Raw genomic sequence first — 22,480 nt, 5'->3', positions numbered from 1 at the left:
TTCGGCTGGGGGGTTTTGGCGTTTTCACAGGGTTTTAGGCAGCCCGAACGGCTCGAATCGCTCGAATCCATGGAATGCCACGACCTTGGCGATGCCCGTCGGCGTCGCCGTCAGCACCTGGATCGAATGGGCTTCGCCCTTCATATAGAGCGCGAACGCCGGTTGGCCGTTGGCGCGTATCGGCATCATGCGCGCGCCGCCCGCCTGCGACGGGCATTGGGTGGTGATCAATCGGATGATCGTCGCCCGGCCCGTGAACCATTCGCGAATCGGCGGCATCTCCCAGATGGCCTCGGCCTTCAATAGATCGGCCAGGGCATCGGTGTCGAAGTTCTCGAACGCCGCGGCCCATCGGTCGAGGATTGCCCGCACCGCCGGATCATCGGGTTCGGTGATCAGTGCTTCCTCGGTCTTGCGATCGGCGAGGGTGGCGTGCGCGCGTTGCAGGGTGCTGTTGACCGCCGCCGGGGTGGTGCCGAGCAGTTCGGCGACCTCTCCGGCCTTCCAGCGCAGTACATCTCGCAGGATGAGCACGGCCCGCTGCCGGGGCGGTAACTGCTGCCAGACGGCGATGAGCGCGAGCCGCATATCGTGGCGGGCGGCGATGATGGCGGCCGGATCGGTGGTCTCGGGTTCGATCAGGACATCCGGCATGGGTTGCAGCCAGGGGATCGTGTCGGCGTCGGTGCCGATCCTTTCCGGGTTGGTGGCCGGACCGGTGAGCCCGGAGGGCAGCACCCGTCGGCTGCCGTGTGCGAGTGCGTTGAGGCAGGCATTGGTGGCGATGCGGTACAGCCAGGTTCGCATCGAGGCGCGCTCCTCGAAATCGCGGTACCCGCGCCAGGCCCGCAGCATGGTCTCCTGCACCAGATCCTCGGCATCGTCGACCGAGCCGAGCATGCGATAGCAGTGCGCCAGCAGTTCCCGCCGGTAGGGCGTGGTGCGAGCGGCGAATTCGTCGGTATCGATCATCCGCGGTCCTTTCGGCCGGGGGCACGGCACGGCCCCCTCCTATGTGGACCGGGGGTGTGACCGGAAGTCATCGGTGCGCGATCGATGACTTTCCACCGCCCGGCGGTCGGTATCTGTGCAGATCCGATCGATGGGAAGGAATCTCGTGAGTACACCGACAGTTTCGCGGGCGACGCAGCGCTGGGTGCTCGCGCTCGGCGCCATCGCGTCCATGATGGCGGCGCTGGACACCCTGGTCGTCGCGACCGCGCTCGGCACCATCCGGGCGGATCTCGATGCCTCCCTGGCAACCTTGGAATGGACGGTCAACGGCTACAACCTGAGTTTCGCGGTCCTGTTGATCACGGCCGCCGTGCTCGGCGACCGCTATGGCCGCCGCCGCATGTTCGCCGTCGGTCTCGGTATCTTCGTGGCCGGTTCCGCGGCCTGTGCGGTGTCGGGCTCGGTGGGCGCGCTGATCGCGGCGCGGGTGGTGCAGGGCGTCGGCGCGGCCTTGATCATGAGCCTCGCGCTGGCGCTGGTGAGCGCGGCGTTCCCCGCGGAGCGGCGCGGTGTCGCGATCGGAATCCTGGAGGGCGTGACTGGTCTGGCGGTGGCCTGCGGCCCGCTGGTCGGCGGAGCCATTGCCGAGGGCCTGTCGTGGCAGTGGATCTTCTGGGTGAACGTGCCCCTCGGCCTGCTCGCGATTCCCTTGGCGCTGACCCGGATTCCGGAGAGCCATGGTTCCGATACCGAGGTGGACGGTACGGGTTTACTGCTGATCACCGGTGGCGCGCTCGGGGTGGTGTGGGGCCTGGTGCGCGGCAATATCGCCGGGTGGTCGTCCCCCGAGGTACTGCTGACGCTGATCGGCGGCATGGCGTTGATCGTCGCCTTCGGCATATGGTAATCCCGTTCCCGCACAACGATGTTCCCCATCCGGATGTTCACCTCGCGCGGTTTCGCGGCGGGCAATACCGCCATCTTCCTGACCTTCGCGGCCCTGTTCGGCGCGGTGTTCTTCTACGCCCAGTTCATGCAGCTCGTCTTCCACTACGGCCCGCTCGGCGCCGGGCTGCGCCTGCTGCCGTGGACGCTGACCTTGTTCTGCTGCGCCCCGATCGCGGGTGCGCTGGCGGATCGCATCGGTGAGCGGCCGATCATGGCGGCGGGCCTGTCGCTGCAAGCGGCGGGCATGGCTTGGATCGCGCTCATTGCCGATCCCGGAATGTCCTACAGCGCACTGGTACCGCCGCTGGTGCTGTCGGGAATCGGTGTGTCCATGGCGATTCCGACCGCCCAGAGCGCGGTGGTCGGCGCGGTCGAGCACGGCGCCATCGGCAAGGCCGCGGGCGCCAACAGCATGATGCGCGAACTCGGCGGGGTCTTCGGAATCGCCGTGGCGGTAGCGGTTTTCGCCGGTACCGGCGGCTACGATTCGCCCGCCGATTTCGTGGCCGGATTCGTTCCCGCGGTCGCGGTGGGCGCGGCGCTGTCGCTGCTGGGCGCGGCCGTGGCCTTGGCGCTGCCTCCCTTGCGGAGGCAGCGCCCGGCCGCGTTGCCCGAGCCCGTCACGCGGCGTCGAGTGCCGCAGTGATCTTGCGAGCCATCTCGATGGTGGCCGGGCCGCCCTTGCCGGAGTGGAGGGCGGCGTCGACGGCGACGAGAACCGTGGTGCGGAAGCTCTCGGCCTCATTGGGATCCTGCTGCTGGAGCAGGCCCACCGCGGCCGTCAGGGCGGGCAGCACCTGATCGGCGAGTTGGGCGACATTCTTGACGGTCAGCTTGATGTCCCTGGCCTTCGCGGCGAGCACGTGCCCGACCAGACCGGTCGCGGAGGTCAGGGCGATGGAACCGGCGACGGACGCCTTGTGCGCGGCTCCGGTGGCGGAGATCAGGGAGACGGCGCCGTAGGCGGCGGTGCGCAGGGTGGCCTTGTCCTGGTCGGTGAGGGTGACGGTGATGGTCATGAGGGTTTCTCCTTCGAATCCGGGGTGTCTGTCTTGGTGACGGAAGCAAGATTCGCCTGCCGCGCTGACAGCGCACTGCCACCGCGCTGACATGTCCGCTGACAGCGCGCGGCCGCCGGAAAATACGGTGCGCCTGTAGGACTCGGTTGTTACTGTGGCGATCGCGGGCCTCGACCACCGGGGCTCGCGATCTGTGACTCGAACCAGAAGGGAGCCGGTGATGCGTGATCGTTACGCCGCCGTGGCCGCCCGCTCGCGGTTCGAGGTGATTCTGGTGTCTTCGCCGGTCCGGTGCCGGCTGCGCGGCCGGTACTGAGTACCCGGGCGATTCGCTGTTCCCGATCCCGGGTGGATCGGGCTGCCGCTGTTGCGGCGTCCTCCGGGAATCGCGCTGTTCTGTTCCGGATCAGCACGAAGGACCTAAGACTGTGCGTACCAATGTTTCTCGTCAATCCCTTGCCGTAGTTCGCAATCTCGGGATTCTCGCGCACGTGGATGCGGGGAAGACGACCGTCACCGAGCGAATGCTGTTCTTGGCGTGTGTTATTCACAAGCACGGGGAGGTGCACGACGGCACCACCGTCACCGATTTCGATGCGCAGGAGCGGAAGCGGGGCATCAGGATCTTCGCGGCCGCCGTCGCGTGTGAATGGAATGCCCATCGGCTCACCGTGATCGATACGCCCGGCCACGTTGACTTCTCCGATGAGGTGGAGCGATCGCTGCGCGTGCTCGACGGGGCTGTCGCCGTATTCGACGCGGTGGCGGGCGTGGAGCCGCAGAGCGAATCCGTGTGGCGACGGGCCGACGGCTATGGCGTGCCGCGCATCGCGTTCGTGAACAAGATGGATCGCGCCGGAGCCGATTTCGGCGCGGCGGTGGCGTCCATCCGGACGCGGCTGCATCCGGCCGCCGTGCCGGTGCAGCTGCCGATCGGTGCGGAGGCCGGGTTCACCGGCGTGGTGGACCTGGTGCGGATGCGCGCTCTCGTCTGGGAAGCGGGCGCGCCGACCGTGGTTCCGATTCCGGAGGAGCTCGCCGAGGCGGCGCGGCTCGGTCGGAAGGAGCTGGAATAAGCGGTAGCGGAACGGCATTCGGCGGCGCTGGAGGAATTCGTCACGCGGTCGGCGCTGTCGGACGCGATGCTGGCCGCCGCGCTGCGCGCGCTCACCCTGACCGGGGAGATCGTGCCGGTGCTGTGTGGCGCGGCCTATCGGGATATCGGGGTCGAGCCGCTGCTGGATGCCGTCGTCGCGTACCTGCCGTCTCCGCTGGACCGGCCGCCGGTGCGCGGCGAGGACTTCGAACTCGCCGCGGATCCCGCGGAATCCCTTGCTGCACTGGTGTTCAAGGTGCACGCCACGAACACCGGCAGGCTCACCTTCGTGCGCCTGTACTCCGGTGTGCTGCGCAAGGGCGACACCGTGCTGGACGCCGGGACACGGCGGCGCGAACGGGTGTCGCGGATTCTGCGGGTGCAGGCCGACCGGCACGAGGAGGTGGAGTCGGCGGTGGCCGGTGACCTTGTCGCCCTGGTCGGTCCGAAGGCGGCGCGCGTCGGCGCGACACTGTGCGCCCCGGCGGCGGTCGTGCTGCTGGAGCCGCCCATGGTGGCGGATCCGGTGGTGTCGGTGGCGGTGGAGGCCCGCGACAATGCCGATACCGAACGCCTGGCCACGGCGCTGGCCCGACTGGCCGAGGAGGACTCCTCGCTGGTGGTCCGCACCGATGCCGAGACCGGTCAGACGCTGCTGTCCGGGCTGGGCGAACTGCATCTGGAGGTGGCGGTGGAGAAGATCCGCCGGGATCGCGGGATCGCGGTGAGCGTGGGCCGTCCGCAGGTGGCGTACCGCGAGACCGTCGTGCGCGGGGTGTCGGGCCTGGTGTACCGGCACGTCAAACAGGACGGCGGCGCGGGCCAGTGGGCGCATATCGTGCTCGATGTGGAACCGCTGGGCGAGCCCGGGACCACGGGTATGGAGTTCCGCTCCACCGTGGTCGGCGGCCGGGTGCCGCCCGAGTTCGTCCGCGCGGTCGAGGCCGGGTGCCGGGACGCCCTGGTCGCGGGCCCGCTCGACGGTCATCCGGTGACCGGCGTGCGGATCACCCTGACCGACGGCGCCACGCACTCCAAGGACTCTTCGGAGCTGGCGTTCCGGGCCGCGGGCCGCCTGGGTCTGCGAGCGGCCTTGCGCACCAGCGCCATGGCTCTCCTGGAACCGATCGTGGAACTGACGGTCACCGCGCCGGAGGAGTTCGTCGGCGCGGTCCTGGGCGACCTCGCCGCCCGGCGCGGCCGGGTGAGCGGCTCGGTCACCCGCGCCGGGACCGCGGTCGTGACGGCGGCCGTGCCGCTCGCCGAATTGTTCGGCTACGCAACCCGTTTGCGCAGCCGCACGCAGGGCCGCGGCGCCTTCACCACCCGGCCGCAGGGCTACGCGCTGGGACCGGCGCGGTGAGGTACGCGCGGTGGCGGGCCGATCCACGGATCGGTCCGCCACCGGTGCCGGGGGCTCGCGTCAATCCTTGACGAGGATGGCGCGGGTGTACAGCAGATCGAAGCCGCTGCGCTGGGCGTTCTGCTGGGATTTGGAGCCGGGCTGGGTGGTGATGACGGCGATATCGCATCCGGCTGCCTTCGCCAGGACGAGACGCGTAGCGAGCAAGGCGGATTGGATGCCGTGGCGGCGGTGCGCGGGGCGGGTGGTCGCGCCGGTCAGCTGGGCCACGCCCCGGGAGATGCGCATACTGGCGCAACCGGCCACCTCGGCGTTCCGGTAGGCGAGGAAGCGCTGGATGCCGGTGGCCGCGGTGATATCGCGCATGGCATTGGCGAGGATGTCGCGGGGGAATTCCTCGTGGGAGGCGACGCCCTGGGTGTCCGGGTGGGCGAAGCCTTCGGCGGCGATATCGATCCAGAGGTCGAATTCGCCCTCTTCGCTGGGGCGGATCTCGACGCCCTCGGGATGCACGGGCTCCGGATCGTCGAGCAGGGCGCGGCCGAGGACGTTCTCGAAATTGAGGAGGCGATAGCCGCGCGCGGTGAGGAGCGCGGCGAGGGCCGGATCGGCGAGGTGCGCCAATTCGATCTGGACGGGGGTCTTGCGCTCGGCGAACCGGGCTTCGATGTCGTCGAGCTCGGCCGGGTCGGGTACGCCCGCGAACCCGAGCCCGGCCACCTTGTCGAGGGGGGCGCCTTCCTCCGCGTAGGCGGCCACGCCGCCCGCGATCGGGATGGTGAATCCGCCCCCGTCCGGCCGCCGGGCCGCCGCCGCGGCGCTACCGGCGATGATCAACTCTGTTTCGGCGCCTTCGGGGCGGGCGGCGAGTTCGGTGCTGCAGAACAGGGATTCGCGGCCATCGGTCATTCGTCCGAGGGTATGCCGGGGACCTGCCCGCAGCCAGCGAATATGCCCGGGGAGGCGCGTCGCGATGTACGGCGCGGCGAACGTAGGGTCGGGGGGTGGCTCATGATCAACCCGGAAACGGCTCGCACGGACCCGTCGTCGGATTCGACCTGGATATGACGCTCATCGACTCCCGCCCCGGCATTGCGGCGGTCTGGGACGCGGTCGCCGCCGAGACCGGCGTGCCGATCGACTCCGAACTGGTGGTGTCGCGCCTGGGTCCGCCGCTGGCGCAGGAGGCCGCCGAGTGGTTCCCGCAGGAGCAGGTGCCCGCCGTGGTGGCCCGCTATCGCGAGCTGTACCCGGATCTCGCGGTGCACCCGTCCGGTCTGCTGCCGGGTGTGGTCGCGGCCATCGCGGCCGTGCACGAGGCGGGCGGCCGGGTGCTGGTGATCACCGCCAAGAACGGCCCGCAGGCGCAACTGCACGTCGATCATCTGGGCCTGGCGGTGGACGATCTGGTCGGCGGCGTCTGGGCGGAGGAGAAAGGTACGGTGCTGCGCGAGCACGGTGCGTCCATCTTCGTGGGCGATCATCTCGGCGATGTCCGGGGCGCGAAGGCGGCGGGCGCGTTCGCGGTCGCGGTGACCACCGGACCCTATGCGGCGGAGGAGCTGTCGGCCGAGGGCGCGGATGTGGTGCTCACCGATCTCACCGAGTTCCCGGCCTGGCTCGCGCGCCATCTACTGGGGTAGCGGATCCAGCGCCAGCGTCACGGCCTCGAGCGGATCCTTGGCGGCGATCGACGCGGGCACCGGCCTGCCCTCCGCATCGAGAATGCGCCAACCCCGCAGGGACACAATGGGAATCCGCCGCCGGTGATTGGCCAGCGCCAGTTCGGACAGCGTGCCCCAGGAGCCGCCGATGACGATGACGGCGTCCGCCGAGGCCACCAGAATGGCGTTCCGCGCCTCGCCCATATTCGTGTAGAGCACGGCCGAGAGCCCGGCACACGCGCCCGCGCGATCATTGTCGGGCCGCACGCCGACGACGAAACCGCCTGCGCGCGAGGCGCCTTCGGCCACCGCGGCCATGACGCCGGTGCCGCCGCCGCACAGTACGGTCGCCCCGGCCTCGGCCAATAGTCGGCCGACTTCGGCGTCGGTATCGGTGCAGTCGCGCGGCCCGCAGACCGCGACCTGAATGGCCGCCATGGCCATTCAGGGTACGCGGCGGACGGGCGGGATCAGCTCGGCGCGGCGGCAGCGGCGCGCGCGGCGCGGGCGTCCTGGAAGGGCAGGCGGTCGAAGATGAAGCGGCTCTTGGTGATGAGCCCGTTCTCGACCGTCACCAGTTCGGCGCTGGGCGCGCTGGGCACGGTCTCGGTGGCGGTGTCGTACATGACGAGGGCCGTGTTCTCGTCGCCGAACACCGCCAGCATGGCGGCGCTCCGCAGGATGTCCGAATACGGGGCGACGAAGGCCCGGTAGGCGTCCGCGCCCTCCATCCGGCCGTAGGGCGCGTCGCAGACGATGTCCGGGGCGATGTAGGTCATGGCCTTGTCCATATCGTGGCCGGTCCAGGCGTCGAAGTAGGCCAGGGCGACCCGGGTCGCGGCGGTGTGCGTGGACATGTCGTTACCTCCGAAAGAGTGGGAAGGGTGTCATGGGTACAGACACCGGCGGGAGCGGGAACGGACCGGTGTCGGCGCGCCGATGTCGGCGGGCGGTGTCAGGATGGGGTGATGACCGAGGCGCTCACGGCGGCCTGCGCGGGGGACGAGCGGGCGTTCCGCGAACTCACCGAGCCCTACCGGCGGGAATTGCAACTGCACTGCTACCGGCTGCTCGGCTCCCTGCAGGATGCCGAGGATGTGGTGCAGGAGACGCTGCTGGCCGCGTGGCGGGGGCTGGGGGAGTTCGAGCGGCGGTCCTCGGTGCGGACCTGGCTGTACCGGATCGCCACCAATCGGGCATTGAACGTGCTGCGCACCGCGCGGCGGCATCCGGTGTGGCCGCTGCTCTTCGAGGTGCCCGAGCCCACCGTGCGCGACGAGATCGGGTGGTTGCAGCCGTATCCGGACGATCTGCTCGACGCCGACCCCGAAAAGCGTTATCAGAGCCGGGAATCGGTGGAATTGGCATTCATTGTGGCGTTGCAGCAGCTACCGCCGCGGCAGGCGGCCGTGCTGGTGCTGCGCGAGGTGCTGGAGTTCTCCGGGGCGGAGGTCGCCGAATTGCTCGGCACCAGTCCGGCCGCGGTGAAGGCGGCGCTGCAACGGGCGCGCGCCACCCTGGATTCGCTCCGGGCGCCGGGCGCGCGGCCGCCGGAACCCGAATCGTCCGCCGAACACTAACTTACACAGCGTTTTTCGGAGGCATTCAGTAATCGGGACGTGCGCGGTGTGGTCGAGTTGCTGACCGATGACGCCTGGCTCACCATGCCGCCGTATCCGCACGCATATCGCGGACCCGAGGCGATTGCCGCTTTCCTGCACGCGATTCCGATTGTCCGGAATGGATTTCCGGTGCGGCTGTTGCCGATTCGCGCCAATACCCAGCCCGCGTTCGCGAGTTATTCGATCCGGCCGGAAGCGCCGGAGTTCCGGGCCAGCGGAATGATGGTGCTGACCCTGTCCGGCGAGCGCATCGCGGCCATTACCCACTTCCCGGTCGCCGGGGTCTTCCCCGGCTTCGGATTGACCGCGGAACTCCCGCGAACGCGCAGGTAGAGACGCTCCGGCGGCCGCCTGTAAAAGTTCTAGTTCTTTCCTCGAAAACCTTCGCGGGCGGTGGCGGCCTCGGTATGGTCCCGGTGGCGGGCCGAGAGCCGTCGTCGCAGTTGGGCAACCAGTTGGTTCGCGCATCGCGACACGCCGAATATATTCTAAATTAATCCTGCAAAACTGTTCCGTCCGGTTCGCCAGCTCTGTATCGTGATGGATGGCAAATGATCAGTGACTTTCGGGCTAATGCGACAACGGACCCAGGGTCTCCCCCCGGACCCGCGTTCCGAACCCGGGCGGTACCCCTGCCTTGAATGACCGCCCGCGGCTGCGTTGGAGCTGCTCGAGACACTGAGCCAACTTTCGGCTATCGCGCGGTATGTCGGAGGTGCAAACGAAGGGCCCGATCCATGACGAGGGGATCGGGCCCTTCGGTATTGTCTGGCGCAATGTCACAGGAAACGAACGCGGGAAGAATGTACGCCGGGCAGCCCGTAGAAGACCGGCAACGGCAGCGTCGTGTGCGTTTTCTGGAGTCCGGGCTGACGGTGTTCGCGCGAGACGGCTACGCCAACAGCAGCGTCGGCGCCATCTGCAAGGACGCCGGACTCTCCTCGCGGCAGTTCTACGAGGAGTTCACCGGGCGCGAATCGCTGCTACTCGAGCTGTACGAACAGATCGACCGCGAATCGCGGGAAGCCGTGGCGGCCACCATCGCCGAGCATTCCGACGCCAGCACGATCGACATCATCGATGCGGCGGTCCGCGCCTACATCGAGTCCATCGGGCGCGATCCCCGCAAGGCGCGGGTGGCGCTCGTCGAAGTCGTCGGCGCGGGACCGAAGGTGGAGAAGTTCCGCCTGGAGCTGCGCCGCGCCTGGGGCGCGCTACTCGCCAGCGCCGCGGAGGATGCCGCCATGCACGGCGAAATCCCGCCCGGTGACTACGAAATGCGCGTGCTCGCCATCATCGGCGCGGTCAACTACGTCGTCGACGCCTGGAGCGTTTCCGATCCGCGCCCGCCCCTGGACGACGTCATCCACGTGCTCCGCCGCATCATCATGGGCGCCGTCAGCGCCTGAGCTCCGCCGCTCGCCTGTCCGATATCCGCCAACCGCCGTCGGCCGCACCGGCATCCACTTCGTGGTGTCGCGCCGACGGCGGCCTCATGTGCGGGGGTAGCGTGCGCGGCATGGAGACTGTGCCGATTCAGATGCCGGACGGGACGACCGTCCCGGTGCGATTGATTCCGGCGAAAGGCCCGCATCGGCATGCCATCACACCGGACGCGCCGCGACCCGTGGTGGTGATCGTGCTGGGGCTGGGCGTACCGGGCGAGTTCTATTCGCTGTTCGGAATACCCTTGGCGGCACGGGGCTTCGATGTGGCGCTGCTGGAACTGCGCGGAAACGGCGACAGCGAGCCGAAACCGAGCCCGTCGAGCGCGTACGGCTATCAGGAGCTGGTGTCCGTGGACTTCCCGGCCATGTTCTCGGTAGTGCGGGAACGGTTTCCGGACAGCACGCCGTATCTGCTCGGCCACAGCATGGGCGGGCAGCTGGGCGTCATGTACGCCTCGCGCATTCGCGGCAGGCTGGGCGGGCTCATTCTGGTCGCCTCCGGGACGCCGTATCACCGCGGCTACAAAGGGCTGGCCGCGCCCGGCTTCCTGCTGGGCAGCGCCGCAATCTCGTTGACCGCCAACCTCGCCGGATTCTGGCCCGGCGACATGATCACCGCGGGCGGTTTCGGGCGGCAGTCGAAGGTCCTCATCTCCGACTGGGCGCGCCTGGCCCGCTCGGGCCGATTCCAGCCCGCCGGAGCCGATATCGACTACGAGGAGCGCATCTCGCGGCTGAAACTGCCGGTGCTGTCGATCACCCTGGCCGGTGACGATCTCACCCCGCCCGGTTCGGCCCGGCACCTGCTCGACAAGCTGCCCGATGCCGACATCACCACCTGGCACAATCCGGCCCCGCTCGGGCACAACGGCTGGATCAGCGATCCCACGTCGACGGTGGACTACGTCGAGAAGTGGCTGCGCGACCGCTGATCCGGCCGTGCCGGGCTACTCGATTAGAGTGTTCGCGAAGAACTCGTAGATCAGCGCGGCCTGGAAGGCGGACTGCTTGTTGTCCGCCGCGCCGCCGTGCCCGCCCTCGATGTTCTCGTAGTACCAGATGTCGCGGCCCTGGGATTCCAAGAGCGCGGCCATCTTCCGGGCATGCCCGGGGTGGACGCGATCGTCGCGGGTGGAGGTGGTGAGCAGGATCGGCGGATAGGCCCGGTCCGGATCGGTGTTCTGGTACGGCGAGTACTTCGAGATGTACTCCCATTCCTCTGGTTTGTCCGGGTCGCCGTATTCGGCGATCCAGGACGCGCCCGCCAGCAGCAGGTGATAGCGCTTCATATCGAGCAGCGGCACCTGGCAGACGATGGCGCCGAACAATTCCGGATAGCGGGTGAGCATGACGCCCATGAGCAGGCCGCCATTGCTGCCGCCGACCGCGCCGAGCTGTGCGTGGGTGGTGATGCCGCGCGCGACGAGATCCTTGGCGATGGCGGAGAAATCCTCGTACACCTTGTGCCGGTTGGCCTTCTGGACGGAGGTGTGCCATTCCGGGCCGTATTCGCCGCCGCCGCGGATATTCGTCATGACCCAGGTGCCGCCGCGTTCCAGCCAGCCCATACCCGACGCGCCGCTGTAGGCGGGGGTGCGGGAGACCTCGAAACCGCCGTAGCCGGACATGACCGTGGGGCCGGGTCGACCCTTCCGATCACGGTGGCGGATGACGAAATACGGGATCTGCGTGCCGTCCTCGGAGGTCGCGAAGAATTGCTCGGTCTCCACCCCGGCGGCGTCGAAGAATTCGGGTTCCTTCTTCAACACCTCGGTGGCGCCGCCGACGGAGGCCGACATCAAGGTGGTGGGGCTGGTGAAACCGCTTGTGGAGAGCATGAATTCGTCGCCGCCCTCGAGCGGGTCGAGGTTCATGACACTGGTGGTGGCCATGGGCGGGGCGTCGGCGAGCACCTCGCGGGTCCAGCCGTCCGGGCCGGGGGTGAGGACGTGCAATCTGGTCTGCACATCCTCCAGGGTGATGAGCAGCAGGTGGTTCTCGGTCCAGCCGTAGCCGTGCAGGGCGGTGTGCGCGTCGGGCGTGAACAGGGTGTCGAAATCGCGTGCACCGGCAAGGAATCGCTCGAAGTTCATGCCGATCAGCGCGCCCGCCGGATAGGTGGCGCCGCCGATCTCCCACGGCTGCTTGAGGCGGACCAGCAGCCAATCCTTGTACCAGGATTCGGAGGCGTCGGTGGGGACGTCGATATGGCGGCGGGTGCCGTCGGATTCGAGGAGGAAGACCTCCTCGTTGAAGAAGTCGGTGGCGCGACCGGCGAAATGCCGTTCGTAGCCCGGGGTCCGGTCGTAACCGGCGGAGACGGCGACATCGGAGACCTCGCCCTCGAAGACGGTCTCCGCCTCGGTCAGCGGGGTGCCGCGCCGCCAGCGCTTGGCAATGCGCGGATAGCCGGAATCGGTGAGCGAGCCCGGGCCGAAATCCGTTCCCACATAGACGGAGTCGATATCGATCCAGCGAATCTCCGACTTGGCCTCCGGCAGGAAGAACCCGCCGTCCTCGGGCGTGATGAAAGCCTTGGTGTCGATATCGAATTCGCGCACCACCTTGGCGTCCGCGCCGCCGCGCGAGAGGCTGATGAGCGCCCGCGACTGTTCCGGCCGCAGCACGGCCGCGCCGCCCCACACCCAGTTCTCGCCGTCCGCGGCGGCCAGGGCGTCCAGATCGATCAGCACCTCCCACTCCGGCTCGTCCTTGGCGTACTCGGCGAAGGTGGTGCGCCGCCACAGGCCCTTGGCGTGGTCGCCGTCGCGCCAGAAGTTGTACAGCCAGCGACCGCGTCGGCCCGGATAGGCAATGCGGGTATCGGTGTCGAGCATGGCCAGAATGCGCGACTCCAGGTCGGTGAACCGGTCCGAGGACGCGAACCGGTCGATCACCACCTCGTTGTGCGCCCGCGCCCAATCCAGGGCGCGGTCACTGGTGACTTCTTCCAGCCACAGGTACTGGTCTTCGTTCTCCCCGACACCGGTCATGTCCCACATTGTTGCCGACGCGGTGCCCGCCCGGGGACCGGCGTGCACCCGAGGCGAACCAGCATCTTGCCGGTATTGGCTCCCGACAGCACCCCGAGGAAGGCCGCCGGGCCTGATCCAGCCCCTCGTAGACGGTCTCGCGGGTGCGCAGCGTGCCGTCGGCCAGCCAACCCTCCGCCTTGCCGATGTACTCGCCGAACTGCGGGAAATAGCTGCTGACGAGCATGCCGCGCAGCGTGACCTCCTTGGTCGCGGCCAGATACAGATCCGGCGTCTGCGCACCCGCCGCGCCGTTGTACCCGCTGATCGCGCCGACGAGCGCGATCCGCCCGTGCTGCCGCATAGCCTCAACGGCTACCCGCAGATGTTCGCCGCCGACGCTGTCGAGATACACGTCGATACCCTCCGGGGCCGCCGCCGCCAACTGCCCCGCCAGATCCCCGGCCCGATAGTCGATGGTCGCGTCGAACCCGAATTCGTCCCGCAACAGCGCGGTCTTGACCGGGCCACCGGCCGATCCGATTACCCGGCTTGCCCCGAGTGCCTTCGCGATCTGCCCAGCCACACTGCCGACGGCACCGGCCGCCGCGGAAATGAACACGGTATCCCCGGGGCGGACCGGAGCCACATCGGTCAGCGCCGCCCACGCGGTGAGCCCGGTGGTGCCCAGCGCTCCGAGATAATGCTCCGGCGCGGCCAGCGCCGTATCGATCGGCGTAGCGGTGGCGGCATCGATCACCGCGAATTCCCGCCAGCCCGCGAAATGCGACACCGTGGTCCCGACCGGGATTGCCGCCGAACGAGATTCGACCACCTCCCCGACCGCGGATCCTTCGAGGGCCGTACCCACCTGGAACGGCGGAATGTACGACGGCTTGTCGTCCATCCGTCCCAGCATGTACGGATCCACCGACATCCAGGTGTTCCGCACCAGGAGTTGCCCCTCGCCGAGCTCCGGCAGCGCCCGCTCCACCAGCGCGAAGTTCTCGCCCGTCGGCACCCCCGCAGGCCGTGCCGCCAACTGGATCTCGCGACCGGTCTTGATCTGAGTTGCCATGACACACAATCCGTTTCGTCATCCAGATCGGCTCGCCCGACCTGATGTCCATGACGTTATTGCCCGTGCGTCACCCTTCCCAGGTCCGCCGATGCCACCACCCGGTCCTCCGGCGCCACCTGCCGGTCAGGGGGTGTGGTGGTGGGTGGGGGCGGCGCCAGTCCAGCGGTGGAAGGCTTTGCGGAGGGCGCGGTCGTCGGCGAAGCCGAGGCGGGCCGCGATGGTCGTGGTGGAACGGCCTTCGGCCAGTAGAGATTTGGCCTGCTCGTAGCGGGCGCGGTCGACTTCTTCGCGCCAGGTGGTGCCGTGGTCGGCGAGCTGGCGTTGCAGGGTGCGACGGCTGGTCAGCAGGTGGCGGGCCACGGCGTCCAGGGAGAGGTCCCCTGCGGCCAGGGAGAGGTCCCCTGCGGCCAGGGCTCGGGTGAGGGCCGCGCGGAACGGCTCCAGTGAGTCGGGAATCGGGCGGGCACTGGCCAGCACCAGGTCCGCGTGGCTGCGCAGGAGTCGGCCCAGGGTCGGGGCCGGGCGGTGCAGGGGCGCGAGGGCGTCGGTCGCGTCGAACGTGATCGAGTCTGCGGGAGCGTCGAATTCGATGTTGTCGGTGCCGAAGGCAGCGGCCAGATCGGCGTGATGCTCGGGGGCGGGGTGTCCGAAGGTGACTCGTTTCGGGTGGACAGGGCGGCCGGTGGCTTCGCGGGCGCGGCGCAGGTAGTAGGCGAGAACGTACTCGTTGACGACGGCCGCCACGGCCGGGTCGCCCGCGGTGGTGCGGTAGCCGACGGTGAGATCGCCGTCGGCGTGCAGGTCGAAGCCCTCGCCCGCGGCGGTCACCAGACGGTGGTAGGGCTGGGCCGCCTGCAGTGCGTCGGTGAGGGTCGCGCCCGTGGTCACCAGATAGTCCCGGGTGTTGAGGGTGCCGAGGGGAGCGTCCGCGACCACGGCGAGACCCGCGCCGGGGCCGGAGCGGGTGTGGGCGATCAACTCCCACAGGCGAACCAGCGACGTCAGCGGAATGCGGTTCAGTTCGCCCGTGAGGGTGGCGTCGTCGGTGCCCGCGATGGTGGCCAGGTGCGCGGCGGGCACCCCCGCCCGCAGCGCCGCATCGCGCACCAGGCGGATGAGGTGCGTCGAGACGGTGCCGTCGAGCTGTTCCACTCGACCAACAGTAGTGAGCGGCCGTGGTGGACTCCGCTCAGTAGGATTGCTGGTTCGATGCCGATCCGATCGAGGAGGTCCCGGCGTGCCGCACCAGCCCAGACTGTGGGAGCAGCACTGCTGCCTGCCGTTGCTGCCGTCGGCGGACACCACGGAGTTGGCGCGATATCCGAGCGGCTCGTATCTGTCGGTGAATGTGGGGTATTCGCCGCAGTCCACCCGGGATTCGGTGGATCTGGTGGAGGCGTTCCGCCGGGATGCCTTGGCGGACGGGCGATTCCGATTGGTGGAGACCTTCGCCGATGCCTGGCCCGATCCGGGTGCGGAACCCGATGACGCCATTGCGCTCGCCTTCGACCTGGAGGATTCCAATCCCCTCGACGGCGATCTGGACAATGTCGAGCTCTTCTACGACCTGGGCGTGCGGTCGCTGCTACCCAGCTACAACCACGCCAATGCGGCGGGCTGCGGCTGTCTCGACACCGAGGACACCGGCCTCACCGGCTACGGCCGCGATCTGATCCGGAAGCTGAACGAGGTCGGCGTATTCGCCGACGGCTCGCACTGTTCGCGCCGCACCGGCCTGGACATCGCGAAGATCACCAGCGTCCCGATGATCTACAGCCACTCGAATTTCGCCGCGCTGTGGGCGCATCCGCGCAATATCAGCGATGACCAGGCTCGCGCCTGCGCGGCCACCGGCGGCGTCATCGGCATCAATGGCGTCGGAATCTTCCTGGGGCACAACAAACCCGGAGATCACGCCGCACGCGTCGAGGCCATGGCCGACCACATCGCCTACGGTGCGGATCTGGTCGGCGTCGAGCACATCGGCGTCGGCTCCGACTTCTCTTTCGACGGTGACGAATTCAACGAGGAGATCGCCAAGAATCCGGAGAACTTCTCCGAGGACTACACCCGCTGGGGTCCATTGCAGTGGACACCGCCGGAGGCTCTCTTCACCGAATCCGAAGCGCCCGGTCTGAACGCCGCGCTGGCCCGCCGCGGGTTCTCCGAGTCCGACCGCGCCGCCGTCCTCGGCGGCAACTTCGCCCGGGTCGCGCGCCAGGTCTGGCGGGACTGAGCAGCACGGATAGACTCGACACCGGTTGTTCGCTGTCCGTGTGCCGCTCACCGACCGAGAGGTAGGAACGCATGACCGCACAGCTCGATCCGACCGTGCAGAACTTCGTGGACGCCCTCAACGCCAATGACAAGGACGCCTTCTTCAAGCTGCTGACCGACGACGCGACCATGAGCGACGACGGCAATGACCGGAACCTCGCCCAGTGGACCGATTCGGAGATCTTCTCCACCAACGGCCGCATGAAGGTCGAATCGGTCTCCGGCCCCACGGAGTTCGTCGCCGACTACAGCAACGACCGCTGGGGCGCCATGCGCACCGCCTGGCGCTTCACCGTCCGCGACGGTCTCATCAGCCGATTCGAGACCGGCCAAGCCTGATCTCACGGAGGCGGGGGATGGCTGAGTGCGATCTGGACAGCGGGGTTAGGCTCGACACCGTGACTTCCCACTACGATGTCGTCGTTCTCGGCGCTGGTCCCGGCGGTTATGTCGCTGCGATTCGTGCCGCTCAACTCGGCCTGCGAACAGCAATCGTCGAGCAGAAATACTGGGGTGGCGTGTGCCTGAACGTGGGCTGCATTCCGTCCAAGGCCCTGCTGCGCAATGCTGAAGTGGCCCATATTTTCACCAAGGAAGCGAAGACCTTCGGCATTTCCGGCCAGGCGAGCTTCGACTTCGGTGTGGCATTCGATCGCAGTCGCAAGGTGGCGGACGGCCGCGTCAAGGGCGTCCACTTCCTGATGAAGAAGAACAAGATCGACGAGTTCGACGGTAAGGGCTCCTTCACCGGTCCCAAGTCGCTGTCGGTCGCACTCACCAAGGGCGGCACCGAGGACATCACGTTCGACAACGTGATCATCGCGACCGGTACCGTCACCAAGCTGCTGCCGGGCACCTCGCTCTCGGCCAATGTGGTCACCTACGAAGAGCAGATCATGACCCGCGACCTGCCGGGCTCGATCCTCATCGTGGGCGCGGGCGCCATCGGCATGGAGTTCGGTTACGTCCTCAAGAACTACGGCGTGGACGTGCGCATCGTCGAATTCCTCGACCGCGCCCTGCCCAACGAGGACGCCGATGTCTCCAAGGAGATCACCAAGGCGTACAAGAAGCTCGGCATCACCATCACCACCGGTGCCGCCGTGCAGTCCATCGACGACGACGGTGCCAAGGTCACCGTCGCCATCAAGGACAACAAGACCGGCGCTGTCGAGACCGTCACCGTCGACAAGGTGCTGCAGGCCGTCGGCTTCGCGCCGCGCGTGGAGGGCTACGGCCTGGAGAACACCGGCGTGCAGCTGACCGATCGCGGCGCCATCGCCATCGACGACTACATGCGCACCAATGTGGCGGGCATCTACGCCATCGGTGACGTCACCGCCAAGCTGCAGCTGGCGCATGTCGCCGAGGCGCAGGGCGTGGTCGCGGCCGAGACCATCGCCGGTGCGGAGACCCTGGCGCTGGGTGATTACCGCATGATGCCGCGCGCCACCTTCTGCCAGCCGCAGGTCGCCTCCTTCGGCCTCACCGAGCAGCAGGCCAAGGACGAGGGCTACGACGTCAAGGTCGCCACCTTCCCGTTCACCGCGAACGGCAAGGCGCACGGGCTCGGCGACGCGCAGGGCTTCGTCAAGCTCATCTCCGACACCAAGTACGGCGAGCTGCTCGGCGGCCATCTCATCGGCCCGGACGTCTCGGAGCTGCTGCCCGAGCTGACCCTGGCCCAGAAGTGGGACCTCACGGTCAATGAACTGGCCCGCAACGTCCACACCCACCCGACCCTGAGCGAAGCCCTGCAGGAGGCCATCCACGGCCTCGCCGGGCACATGATCAACTTCTGATCCGGCGCTCTCCGGGAAGAACGGCAACCGGCCCGGCGCCAGCGAAAAACGCTGGCGCCGGGCCGGTTTCGTATTGTCAGTCGCCTGTATGCAGGCGGCGGTGCAGGGCGTGCACCCGCTGCGTCAGCTCCGGGAACGGCCCCGCGACGGGCACGTTCGGCGCCACCTGATTGATGGTCAGCGGCGCCACCGGCGCGGGCGGGACGCCGAGCTCGGTGAGCCACCCGACGAGCTGTTCGGTGGAGGCGGCGTAGACGATGCGGCCCAGGCCTACCCAGGCGTGCGCGGCCGAGCACATGGCGCAGTGCTCACCGGAGGTGTAGACGGTGGCCGTCGCCCGCTCGGCCGGTGTCAGATGCTGCGCGGCCCAGCGCGCCAGGGCGAATTCGGGGTGTTGCGTGTGATCGCCACCGGCCACCCGATTGCGATCCTCGGCGAGCACGGCGCCGTCCGCGGCGACCAGCAGTGAGCCGAAGGGTTCGTCGCCCGCGTCGAGCGCCTCGGTGGCGAGTTCGATACAGCGTTCCAGGTGGCGCAGGTCGTCGTTCATCGGACCAGTGTGACCCAGCGGGTCTCAGGCGGCCGTGGCGAGTTGTTCGCGCAGCCTTTCCAGCGCCCGGTGCTGCATGAGCCGCACCGCGTCCGGGCTGGTCCCCATGGCCGCCGCGGACCGTTCCACCGACCAGCCGAGGCCGATGCGAATGAACAACACGGTGCGGTGGATCGGGCTGAGCGCTGACATCGGATCATTGGACACCGCATCGAGGCTAGGAACCAAGTTGTCCGAAGACTGCTAGCCGATCGATAGAGAACGGATAGAACGCGTCAGTCGCGGTGGTACCGCTCCTGGGCCGCGGTAATGGCGCCGATATTGGCTTCGAGTATCTCGATCAGGCCGACCAGTTGATCGGCGACCTGCGCGCCCAGCTCGGTCAGGGTGTACTCGACGTGCGGGGGAATGGATTGCTGCACTTCGCGATGCACCATGCCGTCGCGTTCCAGGGTTTGCAGGGTCTGCGAGAGCATGCGCTCGCTGATGCCCTCGACGCGGCGGCGCAGGGCGCTGAAGCGGTAGGGGCCGTCGCGCAGGGCGGCCAGGGCGAGCACGCCCCAGCGGCTCGCGACCTCCTGCAGGACGGGGCGGGAGGCGCAGTTCCGGGCGAAGACGTCGGCCTCCAGGGTGGGGTCCGAGGCATAGGCCGAATCCGTGCTCATGGGTCGAGATTACCTAACTTCCAGGTAGCGGTTCAGGAATAGCATGTGCTAACTATTAGTTAGTACATGCCAAGAGTTCAGTTCATTCCCTTACCTACCTGGAGGAAGTCATGACCGTCGCAGTCACCGGAGCCAGTGGTCAGCTGGGTCGTCTCGTGGTCGAGGCGCTGTTGAAGGAAGGGGCGGGGACCGTCGTGGCGGTGGTCCGCGATCCCGCCAAGGTCGCCGATCTGGCCGAGCGCGGGGTGGAGGTGCGGCAGGCGAGCTACGACGACCCGGCCGCGCTGGACCGGGCCTTCGAAGGCGTGAACCGGGTACTGCTGGTCTCCGGCAACGAGTTCGGCAGCCGGGTGGCCCAGCACACCACGGTGATTCGCGCGGCCGAGCGGGCCGGGGTGGAACTATTGGCCTACACCAGCATCCCCAAGGCCGAGACCAATCCGCTGATCCTCGCCCAGGAGCATCGTGGCACCGAGGCGGCCGTGCCGACGGTGGTGCTGCGCAACGACTGGTACTGGGAGAACTACGCCAATGGCGTGCGGAGGCGGCGGAGAGCGGTGTGCTCTACGGTGCGGCCGGGACCGGCCGGGTGGCGGGCGCGGCGCGCGCCGATTACGCCGAGGCGGCGGCCAAGGTGCTGACCACGGACGGCCACGCGGGCAAGGTGTACGAGCTGGGCGGCGAGCGGCGCACCTATGACGAACTGGCGCAGGCCGTTTCGGAGGTCGCCGGGAAGCCGGTGCGCTATCAGGATCTGGCGCAGGCCGATTACGCGGCCGCGCTCGAAAAGGCCGGCCTGCCCGCCGATTACGCCGGTGTGCTGGCCGATGCCGACGCCGGGATCGCCAATGGCGTGCTCGATATCGACACCGGCCACCTCGAGCAGCTGCTCGGCCGCCCCGCGACGCCCGCCCTCGCGGCGTTCCGCGCCATCCTGAGCTGAGTCTCGAACCGGTTCAGTACCAATGGTTCGCCTGCCAGAACGCCCATGCGGCGTTCGGGCTGCCGTAGCGCTCGTTCATGTACCGGTACGCCCAGCGAATCTGGGTGTGCGGATTGAACAACCAGTCCGGCCCCTCGATGGTCATCTTGTGGGCGGGCAGGGCCTGCGGCAGCCCGTAGGCGCCCGAGTGCGGGTTGACCGCGAAGACCCGCCAGCCGCTTTCGCGGGTGATGATCTGATTGAACGACCACCACTGATCGGCCGGGACGATGGTGGCGGCAATGGCCTGCAGCATCGGGCGCGGATAGTCGAACGAGGGCTCGAGCGCGCTCGCAACCGAGGTGAGCACGAGGGCCATGCCCCGGCCCACGAGCGGGTCGGCCAGTAGCAGATTCAGCGTGGTGGCCGCCGATCCGGCTTCGGTGGTCGCCTCCGCCAGCGCCGCGCCCAGCCCGGGATGGACTTCGGACAGGGCCGCGGCGACCTCGGGCGTCAGCTCCGCCAGCGCCGCAATGAGCGCCGGATCGATGGTGGCGTCCGCCCGCGCGGGCGGGGCGGCCGCGATCGCCACGGCCGTGACGGCGGCCATGAGCAATCCGAGGCGACCCCGCATGTCCTGTCCTCTCGTGTGCTGTGGGCATAAGTGCTGGTCACGCGATCACGAAAATCAGGACGAAGAGTATTTAAGAGCTGACGGAACCGTCCAGTTACTAACTCGCCGCGCCGGTCGGCGTGGCGAGTCGTCTGCGTTTCACACTGGTCCCGCGACCGGTTACACCCACTGCACGAGCTGGATGACGATCCCGTTGGGGTCCTGCGTCTGGAAGTAGCGCTCGCCCCACGGCTCGGTCTCGATCGGCGTCACGATCGGCACGCCTGCACCGCGCACCCGCTCGTATTCGGCGTCGATGTCCTCGACCACGAACACCACGAGCAGGCCCTGACCGGCGGACGAGGCAATGCTCGCCGGTTTGAAGGTCGGCAGCCCGGTGCGCAGGTAGATGATGTTCAGCCCGGCGTCGTCCCGGGTCAGGGAGACGAAACCGTCGGCGGACATCTTCTCGGCGAAGCCGAAGTGGTCGATGAGGAAGCGGGCCGAGGCGGTCGGATCGGCCACGTTCAGGGAGATCGCGGATTCGGTGATTTTCATGTGTTCCTCCTCGGTGCCGGAATTCTCTGTACTAAGTACGCTATACTTTGTACGGATATTCCTGGCAGGGTGCACTGTGACGGTCGTCACGCCGATACCATCGCGGGTGGAGGTGAGGCATGGGCGCACGTGAGCGAAGCGGTGCCGGAGATCCGGTGCGCACCCTGGAGTTGCTGTGGCGCGAACCCGGGCAGGGCGCCGGGGCGCGCGGGCCGAAGCAGCGCACGACCGTGGACGCCGTGGTCGCGGCCGCCATCGAGATCGCCGACGCCGAGGGGCTCACCGCGCTCACCATGCGGTCGGTGGCGGCGAAGCTGGGGGTCACGCCCATGGCCACCTACACCTACGTGCCGGGCAAGGCCGAACTCCTCGATCTCATGCTCGATACCGTGTATCAGCGCATGCCGCGCACCGATCTCACCGGAATGTCTTGGTGGGAACGGGTTTCCGCCATTGCCGCGGAGAATCGAGCCATGCTGGCCGCGCATCCGTGGGTGGCGTACCTGCCCACCACGCGGCCGCCGCTCGGCCCGGGCGTGACCGTCAAGTACGACCACGAACTGCATGCCTTCGACGGTCTCGGGCTCAGCGATCTGGAGATGGACGCCGCGCTGACCCATGTGCTCGGCTTCGTGAATTCGGTCGCGCGCATTGCCATCGACACCGAACGCGCCGCCGCGGACAGCGGCGAGAGCGATCACGAATGGTGGGAGCGGGCCGCGCCCATCCTGGAGCGTGTCTTCGACGCCGGTCGCTATCCGCTGGCCGCGCGGGTGGGCGCGGTCGCGGGTCAGGCGCACGACGGCGCGTACGACGCCGACCACGCCTATCGGTTCGGATTGGCGCGGGTGCTGGACGGTTTGGCCGCCCTCGTCGAAAACCGGTAGATCGCGCGCGGCGCGCGGGCAGAATTCCAGCTATGCCGC

At 68.3% G+C, this 22,480-nt stretch carries 22 protein-coding genes and 4 pseudogenes; 13 read left to right on the top strand and 13 right to left on the bottom strand.

Going from position 1 to position 22,480, the window contains the following annotated elements; all coding sequences use genetic code 11:
- Positions 1–24: 24 nt before the first annotated feature.
- Positions 25–972 carry a sigma-70 family RNA polymerase sigma factor gene (locus tag NC4_RS26585; RefSeq protein WP_067543659.1) on the bottom strand — a complete coding sequence of 316 codons (948 nt, stop codon included), beginning with the start codon at positions 970–972 and terminating at the stop codon, positions 25–27.
- Positions 973–1,102: 130 nt separating this feature from the next.
- Here NC4_RS26585 and NC4_RS44835 point away from each other — a divergent pair.
- Positions 1,103–2,548: pseudogene (locus tag NC4_RS44835) on the top strand (MFS transporter).
- On the opposite strand, the gene NC4_RS26575 reads toward NC4_RS44835, so the two are convergent.
- Complete coding sequence (locus tag NC4_RS26575; protein WP_067543656.1) at positions 2,523–2,921, bottom strand: hypothetical protein; 399 nt, start codon at positions 2,919–2,921, stop codon at positions 2,523–2,525. The pseudogene NC4_RS44835 and the gene NC4_RS26575 overlap by 26 nt on opposite strands.
- 428 nt (positions 2,922–3,349) lie before the next feature.
- Between NC4_RS26575 and NC4_RS41800 the strand changes: the two genes are divergently transcribed.
- Both NC4_RS41800 and NC4_RS41795 read left to right on the top strand, forming a co-directional pair.
- A complete protein-coding gene (locus tag NC4_RS41800; protein ID WP_218021302.1) occupies positions 3,350–3,997 on the top strand; it encodes a GTP-binding protein in 648 nt (215 codons plus the stop codon).
- Between the two features lie 66 nt (positions 3,998–4,063).
- Positions 4,064–5,380, top strand: a complete 1,317-nt coding sequence (locus NC4_RS41795; protein WP_218021301.1) for an EF-Tu/IF-2/RF-3 family GTPase — start codon at positions 4,064–4,066, stop codon at positions 5,378–5,380.
- A 60-nt stretch (positions 5,381–5,440) separates the two neighbouring features.
- Here NC4_RS41795 and NC4_RS26565 read toward each other — a convergent pair whose 3' ends face one another.
- The gene (locus NC4_RS26565) at positions 5,441–6,268 is read right to left on the bottom strand and encodes a GNAT family N-acetyltransferase (protein WP_218021305.1); all 828 of its coding nucleotides are present in this window, start codon (positions 6,266–6,268) and stop codon (positions 5,441–5,443) included.
- Positions 6,269–6,384: 116 nt separating this feature from the next.
- On the opposite strand from NC4_RS26565, the gene NC4_RS26560 reads away from it, so the two are divergent.
- Positions 6,385–7,023: an HAD family hydrolase gene (locus NC4_RS26560; protein WP_245721942.1), complete on the top strand. Its 639-nt coding sequence runs from the start codon at positions 6,385–6,387 to the stop codon at positions 7,021–7,023.
- Here the strand turns inward: NC4_RS26560 and NC4_RS26555 are convergent.
- Both NC4_RS26555 and NC4_RS26550 read right to left on the bottom strand, forming a co-directional pair.
- A complete protein-coding gene (locus NC4_RS26555; RefSeq protein WP_067543666.1) occupies positions 7,012–7,482 on the bottom strand; it encodes an SLOG cluster 4 domain-containing protein in 471 nt (156 codons plus the stop codon). The two genes, NC4_RS26560 and NC4_RS26555, sit on opposite strands and share 12 nt — an antisense overlap.
- Positions 7,483–7,514: 32 nt before the next feature.
- Positions 7,515–7,901: a nuclear transport factor 2 family protein gene (locus NC4_RS26550; RefSeq protein ID WP_067543650.1), complete on the bottom strand. Its 387-nt coding sequence runs from the start codon at positions 7,899–7,901 to the stop codon at positions 7,515–7,517.
- Positions 7,902–8,012: 111 nt separating this feature from the next.
- Between NC4_RS26550 and NC4_RS43225 the strand changes: the two genes are divergently transcribed.
- The 4 genes and pseudogenes from NC4_RS43225 to NC4_RS26535 all read left to right on the top strand — a co-directional run bounded on the left by NC4_RS43225 (position 8,013) and on the right by NC4_RS26535 (position 11,046).
- A complete protein-coding gene (locus tag NC4_RS43225; protein ID WP_245721941.1) occupies positions 8,013–8,624 on the top strand; it encodes an RNA polymerase subunit sigma-70 in 612 nt (203 codons plus the stop codon).
- Positions 8,625–8,642: 18 nt separating this feature from the next.
- Positions 8,643–8,999: pseudogene (locus NC4_RS43220) on the top strand (nuclear transport factor 2 family protein); the annotation flags it as partial.
- Positions 9,000–9,442: 443 nt separating this feature from the next.
- Positions 9,443–10,075, top strand: coding sequence for a TetR/AcrR family transcriptional regulator (locus NC4_RS26540; protein WP_245721939.1), 633 nt, complete (start codon positions 9,443–9,445; stop codon positions 10,073–10,075).
- A gap of 110 nt (positions 10,076–10,185) precedes the next feature.
- Positions 10,186–11,046 (top strand): alpha/beta fold hydrolase, encoded by an 861-nt coding sequence (locus NC4_RS26535; RefSeq protein ID WP_067543644.1) that lies wholly within the window; start codon positions 10,186–10,188, stop codon positions 11,044–11,046.
- 15 nt (positions 11,047–11,061) lie between these two features.
- Here NC4_RS26535 and NC4_RS26530 read toward each other — a convergent pair whose 3' ends face one another.
- The 3 genes and pseudogenes from NC4_RS26530 to NC4_RS26520 all read right to left on the bottom strand — a co-directional run bounded on the left by NC4_RS26530 (position 11,062) and on the right by NC4_RS26520 (position 15,319).
- Positions 11,062–13,107, bottom strand: a complete 2,046-nt coding sequence (locus NC4_RS26530) for a prolyl oligopeptidase family serine peptidase (protein ID WP_067543641.1) — start codon at positions 13,105–13,107, stop codon at positions 11,062–11,064.
- Positions 13,104–14,164 (bottom strand): annotated as a pseudogene (locus tag NC4_RS26525) (NADP-dependent oxidoreductase). Before NC4_RS26525 ends, NC4_RS26530 begins: the two are co-directional and overlap by 4 nt.
- Before the next feature lie 126 nt (positions 14,165–14,290).
- On the bottom strand, positions 14,291–15,319 hold the full coding sequence (locus NC4_RS26520) for an AraC family transcriptional regulator (RefSeq protein ID WP_067543637.1): 1,029 nt from the start codon (positions 15,317–15,319) through the stop codon (positions 14,291–14,293).
- An 85-nt stretch (positions 15,320–15,404) separates the two neighbouring features.
- Between NC4_RS26520 and NC4_RS26515 the strand changes: the two genes are divergently transcribed.
- The 3 genes from NC4_RS26515 to lpdA all read left to right on the top strand — a co-directional run bounded on the left by NC4_RS26515 (position 15,405) and on the right by lpdA (position 18,246).
- Entirely contained in the window at positions 15,405–16,403 is a 999-nt protein-coding gene (locus NC4_RS26515; RefSeq protein WP_067543634.1) for a dipeptidase, read from the top strand.
- Between the two features lie 71 nt (positions 16,404–16,474).
- Positions 16,475–16,783, top strand: a complete 309-nt coding sequence (locus tag NC4_RS26510) for a nuclear transport factor 2-like protein (RefSeq protein ID WP_067543631.1) — start codon at positions 16,475–16,477, stop codon at positions 16,781–16,783.
- 59 nt (positions 16,784–16,842) lie between these two features.
- Positions 16,843–18,246: a dihydrolipoyl dehydrogenase gene (lpdA, locus tag NC4_RS26505; protein WP_067543663.1), complete on the top strand. Its 1,404-nt coding sequence runs from the start codon at positions 16,843–16,845 to the stop codon at positions 18,244–18,246.
- Positions 18,247–18,322: 76 nt separating this feature from the next.
- Here the strand turns inward: lpdA and NC4_RS26500 are convergent, their stop codons facing one another.
- From NC4_RS26500 to NC4_RS26490, 3 genes are all read right to left on the bottom strand, one after another.
- The gene (locus tag NC4_RS26500) at positions 18,323–18,796 is read right to left on the bottom strand and encodes a nucleoside deaminase (protein ID WP_067543627.1); all 474 of its coding nucleotides are present in this window, start codon (positions 18,794–18,796) and stop codon (positions 18,323–18,325) included.
- Between the two features lie 24 nt (positions 18,797–18,820).
- A complete protein-coding gene (locus NC4_RS26495; protein WP_157555229.1) occupies positions 18,821–18,988 on the bottom strand; it encodes a sigma factor-like helix-turn-helix DNA-binding protein in 168 nt (55 codons plus the stop codon).
- Between the two features lie 83 nt (positions 18,989–19,071).
- Positions 19,072–19,461 (bottom strand): winged helix-turn-helix transcriptional regulator, encoded by a 390-nt coding sequence (locus NC4_RS26490; RefSeq protein WP_067543621.1) that lies wholly within the window; start codon positions 19,459–19,461, stop codon positions 19,072–19,074.
- 110 nt (positions 19,462–19,571) lie between these two features.
- Between NC4_RS26490 and NC4_RS26485 the strand changes: the two are divergent.
- Positions 19,572–20,404: pseudogene (locus NC4_RS26485) on the top strand (SDR family oxidoreductase).
- Between the two features lie 13 nt (positions 20,405–20,417).
- Here the strand turns inward: NC4_RS26485 and NC4_RS41790 are convergent.
- Complete coding sequence (locus tag NC4_RS41790) at positions 20,418–21,017, bottom strand: aggregation-promoting factor C-terminal-like domain-containing protein (RefSeq protein ID WP_218021300.1); 600 nt, start codon at positions 21,015–21,017, stop codon at positions 20,418–20,420.
- Positions 21,018–21,176: 159 nt separating this feature from the next.
- Positions 21,177–21,554 (bottom strand): VOC family protein, encoded by a 378-nt coding sequence (locus NC4_RS26475; RefSeq protein ID WP_067543615.1) that lies wholly within the window; start codon positions 21,552–21,554, stop codon positions 21,177–21,179.
- 119 nt (positions 21,555–21,673) lie between these two features.
- Here NC4_RS26475 and NC4_RS26470 point away from each other — a divergent pair, with 119 nt between their 5' ends.
- On the top strand, positions 21,674–22,441 hold the full coding sequence (locus tag NC4_RS26470) for a TetR/AcrR family transcriptional regulator C-terminal domain-containing protein (RefSeq protein ID WP_067543612.1): 768 nt from the start codon (positions 21,674–21,676) through the stop codon (positions 22,439–22,441).
- The last annotated feature ends 39 nt before the right edge of the window (positions 22,442–22,480 follow it).

It is taken from the genome of Nocardia crassostreae (assembly GCF_001613405.1).
GTDB lineage: Bacteria > Actinomycetota > Actinomycetes > Mycobacteriales > Mycobacteriaceae > Nocardia > Nocardia crassostreae.
The sequence above is the reverse complement of the archived record's forward strand: the minus strand, read 5'-3'. Positions and strand labels throughout refer to the sequence as shown.

Coding starts and splice junctions, on each gene's coding strand:
- NC4_RS26585 (WP_067543659.1), bottom strand. CDS start 972: ATGATCGATACCGACGAATTCGCCGCTCGCACCACGCCCTACCGGCGG.
- NC4_RS26575 (WP_067543656.1), bottom strand. CDS start 2,921: ATGACCATCACCGTCACCCTCACCGACCAGGACAAGGCCACCCTGCGC.
- NC4_RS41795 (WP_218021301.1), top strand. CDS start 4,064: ATGCTGGCCGCCGCGCTGCGCGCGCTCACCCTGACCGGGGAGATCGTG.
- NC4_RS26555 (WP_067543666.1), bottom strand. CDS start 7,482: ATGGCGGCCATTCAGGTCGCGGTCTGCGGGCCGCGCGACTGCACCGAT.
- NC4_RS26550 (WP_067543650.1), bottom strand. CDS start 7,901: ATGTCCACGCACACCGCCGCGACCCGGGTCGCCCTGGCCTACTTCGAC.
- NC4_RS43225 (WP_245721941.1), top strand. CDS start 8,013: ATGACCGAGGCGCTCACGGCGGCCTGCGCGGGGGACGAGCGGGCGTTC.
- NC4_RS26540 (WP_245721939.1), top strand. CDS start 9,443: ATGTCACAGGAAACGAACGCGGGAAGAATGTACGCCGGGCAGCCCGTA.
- NC4_RS26535 (WP_067543644.1), top strand. CDS start 10,186: ATGGAGACTGTGCCGATTCAGATGCCGGACGGGACGACCGTCCCGGTG.
- NC4_RS26530 (WP_067543641.1), bottom strand. CDS start 13,107: ATGACCGGTGTCGGGGAGAACGAAGACCAGTACCTGTGGCTGGAAGAA.
- NC4_RS26510 (WP_067543631.1), top strand. CDS start 16,475: ATGACCGCACAGCTCGATCCGACCGTGCAGAACTTCGTGGACGCCCTC.
- NC4_RS26500 (WP_067543627.1), bottom strand. CDS start 18,796: ATGAACGACGACCTGCGCCACCTGGAACGCTGTATCGAACTCGCCACC.
- NC4_RS26495 (WP_157555229.1), bottom strand. CDS start 18,988: ATGTCAGCGCTCAGCCCGATCCACCGCACCGTGTTGTTCATTCGCATC.
- NC4_RS26490 (WP_067543621.1), bottom strand. CDS start 19,461: ATGAGCACGGATTCGGCCTATGCCTCGGACCCCACCCTGGAGGCCGAC.
- NC4_RS41790 (WP_218021300.1), bottom strand. CDS start 21,017: ATGCGGGGTCGCCTCGGATTGCTCATGGCCGCCGTCACGGCCGTGGCG.
- NC4_RS26475 (WP_067543615.1), bottom strand. CDS start 21,554: ATGAAAATCACCGAATCCGCGATCTCCCTGAACGTGGCCGATCCGACC.
- NC4_RS26470 (WP_067543612.1), top strand. CDS start 21,674: ATGGGCGCACGTGAGCGAAGCGGTGCCGGAGATCCGGTGCGCACCCTG.